The sequence below is a fragment of the Propionivibrio sp. genome, assembly GCF_016790145.1.
In the GTDB taxonomy this organism is placed as follows: domain Bacteria; phylum Pseudomonadota; class Gammaproteobacteria; order Burkholderiales; family Rhodocyclaceae; genus Propionivibrio.
This window is the reverse complement of sequence record NZ_JAEUOI010000119.1, coordinates 1-13,873: the sequence shown is the minus strand read 5'-3', so window position 1 is coordinate 13,873 and position 13,873 is coordinate 1. Positions and strand designations below refer to the sequence as shown.

General features: G+C 60.7%; 9 protein-coding genes. 1 reads left to right on the top strand and 8 read right to left on the bottom strand.

Going from position 1 to position 13,873, the window contains the following annotated elements; translation table 11 throughout:
* Window positions 1-1,137: methyl-accepting chemotaxis protein (locus JNM42_RS10560; RefSeq protein WP_294269222.1), on the bottom strand; the 1,137-nt coding region annotated here is incomplete at its 3' end.
* Window positions 1,138-1,183: 46 nt separating this feature from the next.
* On the bottom strand, window positions 1,184-1,744 hold the full coding sequence (locus JNM42_RS10555) for a PilZ domain-containing protein (protein ID WP_294269219.1): 561 nt from the start codon (window positions 1,742-1,744) through the stop codon (window positions 1,184-1,186).
* Window positions 1,745-1,805: 61 nt separating this feature from the next.
* On the opposite strand from JNM42_RS10555, the gene dacB reads away from it, so the two are divergent.
* Complete coding sequence (gene dacB, locus JNM42_RS10550) at window positions 1,806-3,233, top strand: D-alanyl-D-alanine carboxypeptidase/D-alanyl-D-alanine-endopeptidase (RefSeq protein WP_294269217.1); 1,428 nt, start codon at window positions 1,806-1,808, stop codon at window positions 3,231-3,233.
* Between the two features lie 162 nt (window positions 3,234-3,395).
* Here dacB and JNM42_RS10545 read toward each other — a convergent pair whose 3' ends face one another.
* From JNM42_RS10545 to JNM42_RS10520, 6 genes are all read right to left on the bottom strand, one after another.
* On the bottom strand, window positions 3,396-7,631 hold the full coding sequence (locus JNM42_RS10545; protein ID WP_294269214.1) for an EAL domain-containing protein: 4,236 nt from the start codon (window positions 7,629-7,631) through the stop codon (window positions 3,396-3,398).
* 90 nt (window positions 7,632-7,721) lie between these two features.
* Entirely contained in the window at window positions 7,722-9,212 is a 1,491-nt protein-coding gene (gene ubiD / locus JNM42_RS10540) for a 4-hydroxy-3-polyprenylbenzoate decarboxylase (RefSeq protein ID WP_294269211.1), read from the bottom strand.
* Between the two features lie 5 nt (window positions 9,213-9,217).
* Complete coding sequence (locus JNM42_RS10535; protein WP_294269206.1) at window positions 9,218-9,646, bottom strand: cytochrome C; 429 nt, start codon at window positions 9,644-9,646, stop codon at window positions 9,218-9,220.
* The gene (gene ubiA / locus JNM42_RS10530) at window positions 9,646-10,539 is read right to left on the bottom strand and encodes a 4-hydroxybenzoate octaprenyltransferase (RefSeq protein ID WP_294269203.1); all 894 of its coding nucleotides are present in this window, start codon (window positions 10,537-10,539) and stop codon (window positions 9,646-9,648) included. Before ubiA ends, JNM42_RS10535 begins: the two co-directional genes overlap by 1 nt.
* 10 nt (window positions 10,540-10,549) lie before the next feature.
* On the bottom strand, window positions 10,550-13,378 hold the full coding sequence (locus JNM42_RS10525; RefSeq protein ID WP_294269200.1) for a DUF2339 domain-containing protein: 2,829 nt from the start codon (window positions 13,376-13,378) through the stop codon (window positions 10,550-10,552).
* Between the two features lie 17 nt (window positions 13,379-13,395).
* Window positions 13,396-13,873, bottom strand: a 478-nt coding sequence (locus JNM42_RS10520; RefSeq protein WP_294269197.1) for a 1-acyl-sn-glycerol-3-phosphate acyltransferase, incomplete at its 5' end; no start/stop codon positions are given.

Below are 13,873 nucleotides of genomic sequence, written 5' to 3'. Positions count from 1 at the left end.
GATCGAGGAAATCTGGTTGGCGCGTTCCTCCAGCTTGCGAATGCGCCCGGAGGCGTCGCTGACGCGCGTTGCAATCTCCTTGATTTCATGCGTGGCCGTCTCAACCCGTCCATAGCCATCCTCGGACAGGCTGACCGAGGTCAGCGAGTTCTCCTGGGTATCTTTTGCGCTGTCGGAAATGTGATTGATGCTGACCGTCATTTCTTCGATCGCGGCGGCCATCGTCTGTGTGGCATCGGATTGCCTTTCGGAGGCTATGGCCACTTCGCGCGAAGCTGTACTGATGCTTTCCGCGCCCTTCGTAAGCCGGGTCGAACTTTGGCTGATTTCCGAAACCATGGTGCGGATCGCGCCCACCATATCTCCCATCGAGGCCAGCATGCTGCCTTTCGGCGCTTCAGGCAGTGTGCCCGTCAGATCGCCTGCGGCGACACGCGACATGAAGCCAATGGCCGCAGACGGCTCACCGCCAACCTGGCGTAAAACCCCTCGCGCAATGACAAACCCGAGACCGGCGATAAGGGTAATCAGCAGTCCCGCGACGGCCAGGTCAACAAGCAGCCGCTTCTGAAACTCGTCATTGATATCATCGACGTAGACACCGGTGCCGATCACCCACGACCACGGCTCGAAAAGTTTGACGTAGCCCAGTTTCTCGACGGCGTCCTTCTGGCCGGGGCGCGCCGTAAAGGTCGTCAGGTAGGCGCCGCCCGGACTTTGTCTGACGGCTGCCAGGATATCCTTCCAGGTATAGTTACCTTGGGCATCCTTGATCTTTTCGAGCATGTTCTGCCCGATGCGTTCCTTGATGACATGGTAGATACCTACCCCCTCAGTGGTGAAGGAGTACACGTATTCCGTCTTTCCGTCCTTGCCACCGTAGCGAACCATGCCAATCGCTTCAGCCGCCGCCTTCTGCGCCTGCTCACGGGTCAGTGTGCCGGCAGCTTCCTGCGCCTGGTAGGCGGACAGGGTGGCGTACGTGCCTTCGAGCACGGACTGGATGACTTCCTTGCGCCCATCAAGCAGATCTCGCTTCATGCCGATCGTCGAAAAAACCACCAGACTGACCAGCCCCAATAATGCCGCCATAACCAGCAAGGCAATTTTTGTTCTCAGCTTCAGGCGATCAAGCATTTGACCTGCTCCAGGTTAGCCAAACTTCATGGAAATACCAATCAATTCAAGCCGCCATCACGGCAAGCACGCAGGACGAGGGTCGCACGATGCCCACCCGGTGCTGGTCAACGGCAATCCGGCAGAGTTCAATGCCGGCACTGTCGATCTCGGTCACCCCGGACAGATCCATCTCATCGACGCCCATTTTGGTCAGGCTGTGCATGAAGTCGTTACGCAAACCAGCGTTCAGCCCGCCGGCAATACGCATCACCTTGCGGCCCTGCAGTTCATTTATACTGAGCACCGAGGCCTTGCCCAGGGTCAGGGCATTGTCAATCGCTTCCTGAATTAGCCATTCGCTGATTGGACCCGCCTGAAAACGGGCACCATACAGGTTACCGATTCTGCTCACCACAACGGTAGACAGATCAATGAGGGGAGAATCGAATACAGCAAATTCGCAGCCTAATGCTTTACCCACCTTCAGCGGCAACTCGGTGCGCAGCATCATTCCGACGAGGGAAAGGTTCTCCAATTGCCCCTTTCCGGCGAATCCGAATTGTCCGATACGCATTAACGGCAGGCTGTTGAAGCGGATTCGCTGATGTCGACGTTGCTCTTTCATGACGCCCTCGATGGGTTCCTGGTTACTGTTTCAATAAACATATTACATGCATCGCAAAACCATGGCACAACTATCCAAGCGCTTGCGGCTAAATCGCTGCTTCTTCCTGCTGACAACACTTCTGGTTTTAATAGCGTCACCTCACGACGTTTTGAGTGCCGAATTGCCGCCTTCAGTTACCCAAGCGCTGAAGGAGGCGGGAATTCCTTTGTCCAGCATCGCGGTTGTCGTGCACGGCGTCGACGCCGAGCAAGCACTTGTTCGTCATAACACCCAGCAGGCCATGAACCCGGCCTCGGTGATGAAGCTGGTCACCACCTACGCCGCGCTTGAACTACTGGGCCCGGCCTATACCTGGAAGACCGAGGCGCTGTCCGACGCGTTGCCCCTCAATGGCCAGTTGAAAGGTTCTCTTTATCTGCGCGGCAGTGGTGACCCGCGTCTTGCGCTTGAGCAGTTCTGGCTGCTGCTGCGCCAGTTGAACGCGCGCGGCGTCAGCGCCATCAGCGGTGACCTGGTGCTCGACCGCAGCGCCTTTGCCCTGCCGATACACGACCCGGCCGAATTCGACAACGAGCCACTGCGACCCTACAACGCTGGCCCGGATGCCCTGCTGGTCAATCTCAAGAGCCTGCGTCTGACCCTGCACCCGGACATTGAGCAGAAATCGGTCAGTGTGATCACTGAAACACCGAGCAGCGGCCTGCGCATCGACAACCGTCTGCTGCTGACACAGGACGCGTGTGGAGACTGGCGCGAAAAAATCCGGCCGAAGGTCATTGGCGAGAGCATTGAACTCAGCGGCAGCCTCTCGGCCAACTGCGGCGACAAGGCGCTGCACTTGTCTCCGTGGTCGGCTGACGTGCAGGTCGAGCGGCTTTTCCGATCGCTCTGGCGCGAACTCGGCGGCACCCTGCACGGCAAGGTGCGCGAGGGTCTGACGCCGGCAGCCGCCCAGCCGCTGGCCGTTCAGGAATCGCCGCCACTTGGCGAAATCGTGCGTGAAATCAACAAATACAGCAATAACGTGATGGCCCGCCAGGTATTTCTGTCCCTCGCTGCCGAGCGCCCGGCCACACCGGAAGGCGCTCGCCGGCGCATCAAGACGTGGCTGGCCGACAAGGAATTGAAACTGCCGGATCTGGTGCTTGACAATGGATCGGGGCTTTCGCGCAGCGAACGCATCACGGCCGACGGCCTCGGCCAGTTGCTGCTCGCCGCCTGGAAGAGCCCGGTGATGCCTGAACTGATGTCTTCGCTGCCACTCGCCGGCATCGACGGCACGCTGAAAAAGCGGCTCGGCAATAGCGCTGCCAGCGGCCGCGCCCACCTGAAAACCGGTTACCTGGAGGGCGTGCGGGCGATTGCCGGCTATACGCTGGACAGCAAGGACAAGCGCTGGGTGGTGGTCTTTCTGATCAATGACCCGAAGTCCCGGCTCGGCAAACCGGCGATGGATGCCCTGCTGCGCTGGGTGGCGGAACGCTGATACGACGAATCATCCCGGTGCTTACAGACGCGACCAGCCCTGTTGAAAACAATAAAGACTTCACCAACAAGCCCCAAAGGGCAACGGGTGTTACCCGGAAGGACGTCCATTTGACATGGTGCCTTAATGCTCTTGAAGGTCAAGCAGTTGCCCGTGCCTTGTCTACGCAGGTTGACGATACGAGCGTACGAAGGCTTCGAACTGGTCGGCCGGCATCGGCCTGGCAAAGAAATAGCCCTGCACTTCATGGCAACCGTTTTCGCGCAGGAAGTCCCGTTGATCCGCTGTCTCCACACCCTCGGCAATCGTCTGCAATCCCAGGCTTTGGGCCAGACCAATGATGGCTTCGACAATCGCTTCGCCTTCCGGATCGCATGAAATTTCACGCACAAAGGACTGGTCAATCTTGAGTTTGTAGACTTTGAAGCGTTTCAGGTAGCTCAATGATGAATAGCCGGTGCCGAAGTCGTCGATCGACATGCGGATGCCGCGCGCATGCAGATCGTTCATTACGGCGATCGCGGCCAGCGGATCGTCCATCGCCACGCCCTCGGTCAGTTCAAGTTCAAGGCAGGGTGGCGGCAACTTGAACTCGTTGAGAATTTTCGATACCAGTTCGGGCAACTTGGCCTGCCGGAACTGCACCGCCGAAAGATTGACGGCCATCACGATTGGCGCCATACCGGCGTTCATCCACGCCTTCATCTGGCGTACAGCCGTGCGCAGAACCCATTCGCCGATCGGCAGAATCAGACCACTTTCCTCGGCAACGGGGATGAAGTCGCCTGGCGCAACCTGGCCCAACACCGGATGCTGCCAGCGCAGCAGTGCTTCCACCCCGATGATGCGCTTGCTTTCCAGCGACAACTGCGGCTGGAAGTGAAGCTGCAACTGATCGAGTTCGAGAGCACGGCGCAGGGCATTCTCCAGTTGTAGCGTCCGCTCCGAACGTTCCTGCATTTCCCGGGTAAAAAAACGGAAGGTATGGCGACCGCTCTGCTTGGCCCGGTACATGGCCGCATCGGCACACATGGACAGGGCTTCGTAAGTCTCGCCATCGGCGGGGTACATGGCGATACCCAGCGACGGCGTGATGGTCAGTTCGTGCGGCCCGATACGGTAAGGCAGCGATACCGAATTCAGCACCTTTTCTACGACGTGCGCGGCGCCGTCGGCACTGGTGTCCGGCAACACCAGAATGAACTCGTCTCCGCCCAGGCGTGAAACCGTATCCTCGTCACGCAAACCCGACTGCAGACGTTCGGCGACCTGGATCAGCAACTCATCGCCGATACGATGCCCGAGCGAATCATTGACATTCTTGAAGCGGTCGAGATCGATGAAAACCAGCGCCAGTGACTCGCTATTGCGCTCCATCCTGCTCAGGGCCTGACCAACGCGGTCAGCCAGCAGGCTGCGGTTCGGCAGGCCGGTAAGCGCGTCGTAATGGGCCAGGCGCTGAATGTGCGCCTCATTCATCTTGATCTCGGAGATGTCGCTGAATATGCCGACATAATGGCTCACCCTGCCATCGCTATCGAGCACCCGACTGATCGAAACCAGCTCCGGGTAGATGTTGCCGTCCTTGCGGCGGTTCCACAACTCACCTTGCCAGTGACCGAGCGTATGGATCGACTTCCACATGTCACGGTAAAAACTTGCGTCATGATGTCCAGAAGACAAAAAGCTCGGATTCTGTCCCAACGCTTCGCCAGCGCTGTAGCCGGAGATGATGGAAAAAGCCCGGTTGACCATCACAATATTGTGTTGGGCATCGGCAATGATGATGCCCTCCGTACTTTGCTCAAACACCTGGGCGGCCAGCCTGAGTTGCTGCTCTGACTGCTGACGCGCAGTGAGATCGCTCATGATGCAGTGCGTACGCAGGAAGTTTCCCTCATTGTCGCGGCTGATTTGTCCGTTCACCATCAGCAGCCGTTGCGATCCGTCCTTGTGAACGAAATGGAACAGGGGTCCATCGACCCGGCCTTCCTGCTGGAACTTCGGAAATTCGTTTTCCAGCGTCCTGATCGAAACATCGGTCAGGAAATCACCGATAAAGTGCCCGATCACTTCATCGCGCGAGCGCCCGAGCAATGCCAGCCAGGCCTCATTCACCTCCAGAATGTTACCGGCGATATCCAGCGACTGGTAAGCCAGCGGGGCTTTTTCGTACAGATCGCGAAAACGGCTCTCGCTCTCGCGCAGCGCCACTTCCATCCGCCTGCGCTCAGCCTCCCTGGCGTAGGAAGTCAGCGCATAGCTGATGTCCAGCGCCATTTCCGCCAGCAGATTGCGCACATCCTCCTCAAACGAGTTGGCCTCGCCGGCATAGAGCACCAGAGCACCGATGGCAACCTCATTGCGGGTCAGCGGCAGCGCCGCCACGGCGCCAAATCCGGCGTGCGCCGCCCACTCATGCCAGGCTACGGTTCGCGGGTCGTTCAGGTAATCCTGGATCCAGACCGGCTTAAGTTCGCGTATCGAGGTGCCGGTCGCACCCTTCCCGAATGGGCTATCGGCATCGGCCGAAACCTGCATATCCTTCAGAAAGGCCGTCCCCTCGCCGAAGCTGGCAACCGGTTGAACGCGCAGGGTATCGGGGTCGAGCAGACCGACCCAGGCCATCTTCATGCCGCCGAAGTGCACCGCAAAACGACAGACTTGCGGAAACAACTCCTCCGGGGTACTACAGCGCACGATGGCCTGGTTGCACTCGCTCAGAGCGGCATAAATATTCGTCAGTCGACGGATTTTCGCTTCGGCCAGCTTGCTCTCGGTGATGTCCTGTACCGTAATGTAAAGATACTCTGGTGCATTGCTGGCATTGCGCACGCACTTGACCTGCACGGCAACGGATACCGCCTCTCCATCCTTGCGCAGAAAACGGGTTTCCAGTGTTTGCCCCTCGTACTCGCCGCTGATAATCCGCTCTAACTCGGCGCCATTGGCCGCCAGTTCATCCGGATGGATCATCTCCTGCCAACTCATCTGCACCATTTCCCGACGCGGATAACCGAGAATTTCGCATAAGCGATCGTTGCACTGCAACCAGCTCTTTTTCGCCGGCGAACTGATCACGAGACCGATGAAAGGCAGATCGTAAAACTGCCGCAACAGCCTGTCCGACTTCGCCTGCATCTCCAATTGCAGGTTGCGGCCGCTCTGGCGCCAGAGCAACAGCAGCACGGTGCCTACGGTGGCAATGGCGAGCAAGGTAATCAGGCTGACCCAGAACGCCAGTGCACGCAAGGGCGCCAGCACCTCGTCACGGTCGAGCTTGGCGACAATGACCCAGTTCGTACCGCTTACCGGGCGATAGGCGGTAAATACCGGCACACCGCGATAATCCTTGCCCTGGCGCGAACCGGAACGCATCTCGCTGACGGCAACGGCGGCGGGAAAATCCGTTCGGCTGATCGGCAAGCGCAGTGTCAGCCCGGGACCCTGGCGATGACGCAGTTCGTTGATGAAGAGAACCGAATCGCCATCGCGGCGCACCAGTAACGTTTCACCGCTGGCACTGGCTGTTGGCCAGTGCTGGATAAAGGGAAACAGGAATTGTTCAGGCCTGAGGCGCAGAACCAAGGCGCCCACCGGCAGCCGCCCGCCTTGCTCAGCCCCAAGCAGGGGAATGACGAGGTCGAGGTGCAGATCGCCATCGGCTTCGATAAATATTTCACTGTGCTGGGGCTGAGCGCTGGCCAGCGCCGTGGGTAACAGCGCCGCCGTCTGCGCCGGCAACTGTTGAAACGAGCCTATTTCGATCAGTGGCTTTCCCTGCACATCGACCAGCAAGGCGTCGGAGTACTGCACCGCGTCCAGTGAGGCGATCAGGCGCGACCGAATGTCGTCGCGCAGCGCGCTTCCGCCCCCCTGCTGCAAAGCCGCCACCTGTTCGATGAAACCCGGGACGGACATGATCGTCACTCCGTCGTTGCGGCGCTCATCGAGCCAATTCTCGATCTGGCTGGCCTTGAGATCGGCAATCGCCTGCAGATTGGCAAAGGCCTGACGCTCGAGCTGCGGACCCTGCACTTGGGTCACGACAAAACCGGCCAGCGGCACCAGCGCCAGCAGGACAGCAAAAGCCAGCAGGCGCCAGCGCACTGCGGTCGGCTGCAAGGTTTCAGGACTTTTCAGTTCGGGCCTGGCCGTACCAGGGTCAGGGTCTTGCATGTGTCTGAGCACGAGATATAACAGACTGCTGGTGACCACGACGAACAGCAAACCCTTCGCCAGTTCAATTCTTCCCTGCAGAACAGGATCGTCAACACTGATCGTCAGCAGCAGGCCCGATGCGACAATCCACAGTGCGCCGAAACCCGCGTAAAGCAGGGCAATGCCGACGGGTTTGAAGCGTCTGCTGCGTGGAGGAGAATAAAGGGGCTGGTTCATCTGGGCTTTATTACGCTGTACCGGCGATTCATCCTAGACTGAAACCAATTGTTTTGCAGGAGAAAACTTCAGGAATGGCTGAACAATAACTCAGAGCCCGAGATCCTGCCACAGCTCATCGACCCGCTGTTTTACTGCCGCCTCCATGACGATCGGCGTTCCCCACACGCGGCTGCTTTCGCCGGGCCACTTGTTGGTCGCGTCCAGCCCCATCTTGCTGCCGAGGCCGGCCACCGGGCTGGCGAAATCGAGGTAGTCTATCGGCGTTTTCTCGGCGATCAGCGTATCGCGCGCGGCATCGACACGCGTGGTCATGGCCCAGATGACTTCCTTCCAGTCGCGGATATTCACATCGTCATCGACCACGATGATGAACTTGGTATACATGAACTGGCGCAGGAAAGACCAGATGCCGAACATCACGCGTTTGGCATGGCCGGGATACTGCTTGCGGATGCTGACCGTCGCCAGACGGTACGAGCAACCCTCAGGGGGCAGATAGAAATCGACGATCTCCGGGAACTGCTTCTGCAGCAGCGGCACGAAAACCTCATTCAAGGCCACGCCAAGCATCGCCGGCTCATCGGGCGGCTTGCCGGTGTAGGTACTGTGGTAGATCGGATTCCTGCGCATCGTAATACGCTCGATGGTAAATACCGGAAAATTCGCCTGCTCGTTGTAGTAGCCGGTGTGATCGCCGTACGGGCCTTCGAGCGCGGTTTCAGCCGGGTCGATAAACCCTTCAAGCACGATCTCGGCGGAGGCCGGAACCTGCAGATCGGCTTTGCGCTGCAACTCGCCAAGGCATTTGACCACTTCGGTCTTGCCCCCGCGCAGCAGTCCGGCAAACTGGTATTCGGAGAGGCTGTCCGGCACCGGCGTCACCGCTGCGAGAATGGTCGCCGGATCGCAGCCGATTACCGTCGCCACCGGGAAGGGCTGACCAGCATTCATCAGGCAATGGTCGCGGAAATCGAGCGCACCGCCGCGCTGCGCCAGCCAGCGCATGATCACCTTGTTCGGAGCAATCACCTGTTGCCGATAAATCCCGAGGTTCTGCCGCGTCTTGCTCGGACCGCGCGTCACCGTCAGCCCCCAGGTGATCAGCGGCGCCACGTCGCCCGGCCAGCAATGCTGGATCGGCAGCCGGGACAGATCGACATCCTGGCCCTCCCACAGCACTTCCTGGCACGCTGCCGACGACACCACCCTGGGCGCCATGTTGAGCACCTGCTTGAGGATCGGCAATTTGTCCCAGGCATCCTTCAAGCCCTTTGGCGGCTCAGGCTCCTTGAGATAGGCGAGCAGCTTGCCAACCTCGCGCAGCGCTTCGACCGACTCCTGCCCCATGCCCAGCGCCACCCGGCGCGGGGTGCCGAAGAGGTTGGCCAGCACCGGGACCGAAGAGCTGCCCAATGCGCCTTTCGGCTTTTCAAAGAGGATCGCCGGACCGCCGGCACGCAGCACGCGATCGCAGATTTCGGTCATCTCGAAGCGGGTATCGACCTCGACGCCGATACGTTTGAGTTCGCCGATGTTTTCCAGTTGCGCGATGAAATCGCGAAGATCGTGATATTTCATATCGATCAACGAATTCGGTAAACGGCGTGGCAACTCACGCAAGCCGAAGTCAGCATAGGCAGCGCATCGACCGTCCTGTTGCGCTCACCGCTAGCCGCGATGCGTGCGAACTCGCTCGCCGACTTGTGGCCTTCCATGCCGAGGGCGTGCATTTCCGGCGGCATGTGCGGCCCCGGCCTGGCAGCAAAAGGCTTGTCGCGATGCCGCCCCATGGACGAAACACCGAGTTCCTGCTCGGCCTTGATGCCAGCCTCCTTGACCTTGCCCTCGGCGACCAGGATGAGTATTTCATTCAAGGTAAGCATGTTGGCCCGCATCTCGTCGCGCAGAACCTCAACCGCCGGTGTCGGTAGCGAGGCCAGAATACGTGCATCGTCGGCAGCACTCGCTGCTCCGGCAAAGGCCAGCAGCGATATCAGGACAAACTTTTGCATCACAGCGCTCCTTGAGACATCATGAAATCCAGCACAATGCCGACAAAGATGCTGGCACCGATCCAGTTGTTATGCAGAAAAGCCTTGAAGCAACGCGCCGGATCACGCTGCCGGATCAGCGTAAAGTGGTAAGCGGCAATCGCCGAGGCAACGCCGAGCCCGGCGTAAAACACCCAGCCCCTATGCAACTGGTAACCAACCCAGGCAATCAGCGCCAGGCTAATGGCATAACAGAGCATGACGGCGAGCACATCGAAGCGGCCGAAGGTAATGGCCGACGTCTTGATGCCGATCCTGAGATCGTCGGCGCGGTCGACCATCGCGTATTCGGTGTCATAGGCCATCGCCCAGAAGACGTTGGCCAGCAACAGCCACCACGCCACCGTCGGCAGGCTGTCGATCTGAGCGACATAAGCCATCGGAATACCAAAGCCGAAAGCCACACCCAGATACGCCTGCGGGATGGCGAAAAAGCGCTTGGTAAACGGGTAACTGGCGGCAAGAAACAAAGCCACCGCCGAGAGGCCGACGATAGACCAGCTTCGGAACGGCAATATCAGGCAGAAAGCACAAATCACCAGCACCAGGAACAGGATCAGCGCTTCCTTGGCCGACACCTTGCCAGAAGCCAGCGGGCGCTCTTTGGTGCGTTCCACATGTGGATCGAAATTGCGGTCGGCAAGATCGTTGATCACGCACCCCGCCGAGCGCATCAGCACGGTGCCAAGCACGAAGATCCAGACCACCATCCAGTCCGGGCTTCCGAGCGATGAGAACCACAGCGCCCAGAGCGTCGGCCAGAGCAGGAGCAGTATGCCGATCGGTTTGTCGAGGCGCATCAGCCTCTCATAAAGGTCGACGCGTTCGCGCAGTTTATGGGTTTCGATTGGCATGCCCGGTATTTTACCCGCCTGCGCTGTTCTCCGCCGCTTTCGGCGGGACCGGGGCGAAGTAGCCGGCGGCCAGCACTAGCAGCGCAACACCGATCAGCGAGCCAGTCCACATCACGGTTCCGGAATTGGCCAGATCGACGGCCAGCAGTTTGACGCCGACCACGGCCAGCAGCGCGAAGCCAGCGAACCAGCCCTGGCGACTGCCCTGCCGCGTAGCACGAATCATCAGGGCAATGGCCACGGCCGACCACAACAGAGTGAGTAGGCCTTGCACCAGGGGCGAATGGAACAAGGCGTGCCCGGTAAACGGAACCCCGCCCCAGTGGTGTGCACTGCGCGCCGCCAGTGTGCTGATCCAGACAAAGCCGAGAACCGCCGGCCAGGTCGTGAAGCGTCCGGTCGCCTCCCAGCCGGGCAAGGGCTCATCGCGCATCTGCCCGAGCCAGTTATGGATGGCGGCAAGTACCGCCAGTTGCGTCAGGTCGAAAGGATTGAACAAGGGCAGATACGGCAAGCCGGAGCCGCCACCGGCATGGCTGAAGTTGGCCCACAGCGACCAGCTCGCGGCGGCAATCGCCAGCGGCAGGCAGGCGCTGCCGCGATAGTCGCCGGGATGGGCAGCAAACGGCCACAAGTCGCGGCGCACACCGAAGTCGGCCAGCCACAATCCGGCGGCGGCCGCGAGACCCCAGGCCAGCACCGGCCAAAGGCTGACGCCGGGTGCCAGTCGCTGCCCGACCCACGCCAGTTCAGCGCCGGCAATGGCAACAAGCAGCCACCATGTGAGCACGTGCCGCATTGAACCGAGCCAGGCCGGCCCGATTTCTGACACGGCTTCCTGGCGCGCCAGAATCCAGTAGTGCAGTGCGAGCGCGCTGGGCAGGACAATCACCAGATAGCCGGCCAGCGCATGCCCGTCGCGCAGCACCGAGAGCAGCGCGACGCAGAGCATCAGAGGCAATAACAGCATGCTGGCACGACGTGGAGCCATCCAGGCTTTCGCCGCGCCGTAGCATTCCAGGGTAACGAAGGACAGCGCGGCAAAGAGCAGGATCAACGGCAGACGCATCGACGAGGGCGCAAAACGGTCGATCTCGCCCCACGCGGTGCCGAACCACCACAGCAGCGACCAGGCAAGCAGCAGCGCTGCCGGCAGCACCGGTTGCGGCAAGCGCCGCAACAGAACGGCTCCGACAAATCCGGCAGCGGCAAGCAACATGCCGCCGAGGCATACGTCGTTGAACACCGGCTGCGCGTGTCCCAGTGCCGCCAGGCCATCAAGAAAGTAGGCGCCCGCCGCCAACTGCATGGCCGAACCAAAAGCCTGTGCCAGCCGCCGCTGCTGCCGTACACCGAACCACAACACGGCAACGCCCTCGACCGCCCACAGCGCCGACGTGACCTGCGCTCCGAAGGCCAGCGGCACGGCCAGCGTGAGAAAGGCGATGGCAATGCCGAGATGACTGCGTTCAAGCAGGCGCATCTCCGGCTCGGGGCGACGATACAGCGGCAGCCACAGCGCCAGATAATAAAGGGCGGCGGCCAGCGCGCTCCACGCCAGCCCGTATCGGTTGTCACCGAGCAGTGCGGCTTGCAGGAAACTGCCGGCCAGCGGCGTGCCGAAAACGAGTATCCCTTCGCCCCAGCCTTTCCAGCCCGGCGCACGCAGCAGCGCGGTGAGCGGCGAGGCTGCCGAGTACATGACGACAAAGAGAATCACGAAGCCCTGTGTTACCGGATAGTGCAGCGGCCGGTAGTGATCGATGGCCCAGCTCATGCCGACGACCAGGGTCAGGATGAAGCCGGCGACATTGAGCGCGCGCCATGAACGGAACCAGCCAACACCGAGAACGAAGGCGTTGAGCAGAGCGAAGTAGCTGAACAACAGCAGCGGTTCGCCACCGCCGGAAGCCGCCAGCACCGGCGCCAGAAACGCGCCGGCAATGCCGAACACGGCCAGCAGTTCGCCATCCTGGCGTGCGGCGAGTACGACACACGCCACACCGAGTGCAGCAAAAACGGCGAAGGCAGCGGTATCGCCAATCATGGCATAGCGCGCGAGCATGAAATAGACGATCAGATAGAGGATGGCGAAACCGCCACCCTGCAGTGCCAGCGCGAACAGGCGCCGAGTGTTTTGCTCTGCTTGCTCAGGCAGCCCGCTGCGCTGCATGCGCGACCAGCCGAAGAGGATCATCGCCACACCGCCGACGGCACCAAGCAGCAGACGCAGTGGTACCGGCACCAGTCCATGTTGAGCGGCTAGTCGCAACCCGGAAGCGACTCCGAAAAAGAGCAGAACGACGCCGATTTTCGCCAGCAGGTTACCGGCCAGCAGACGCGACCACCAGGCGGGGGCTTCGGCTTCAGCCGCCACAGGTTTTTCTTCGGTTGAGTCGAACCCGGCGCCCGCCTCGCCACTCGATGAGGGCTCAACGCCCTGCCGCGCCAGTGGTATTTCCCGGGCACGCGATTCATCAAGCCCATCCGGCTCGGCAGTTTGCCGCAGCGGCGGACTATCCATTACCAGGGGCAGGGCCTCGAGCGCAGGTGCCGTCGCCACCGGGACTTCGACCACATCTACTTCTCCGCGTAGCTTCGCCAGCTCGGCATGCAGCGCCAGCGAATCACGCCGCAACCAATCGACTTGCGCTTCCAGCGTGCGCAAGCGCTGCTCGGCGGCAGGCACAGCCGCGCCACTTTTCCCCGGCACTTCACCCTTCGCTTCGCTTTTCCATTGTGCCCCGATCACCAGCCCCAGCAAACCGCCGGCCAGCGCACCATAGAATCCGGCAAAACTCCCCAGCGCCGCTCCGATCAGCATGCCAAGCAACCACATGACCCTCTCCTCAGTTCCTATTTCCAGTCGCCGCGCAGTTCGGCAACCAGCGCCTGCAAGTATTCCGGCGTGGCCGCCTGTGCTGCGACAGGAGCGCCCGCGACCAGACCGATCTTGGAAAACAGCCCGCGGCGCAAGGGCTTGCTCATCGCCGGCCCATCCTTGCGGCTGAAGAAACTTCCCCACAGGCCGCGCAGCGCGAGCGGAATGACCGGCACCGGCGTTTGCCCGACGATGCGCTGGATTCCCGGACGGAAGGGGTAAAACTCGCCGTTATCGGTAATCCGCCCTTCGGGAAAGATTCCGACCAGTTCGCCCTCGGCCAGCGCGCGTGCAACTTCTGCAAAGGCGGCTTCCATCATCACCGGATCTTCCCTGGCCGGCGCAATCGGGATGGCGCGCATGTGCCGGAAAATGAAGCTGATCAGCGGCATCCGGAATATGCGATGATCCATGACGAAGCGGATCGGACGCCGGCAGGCCGACGAGATGACC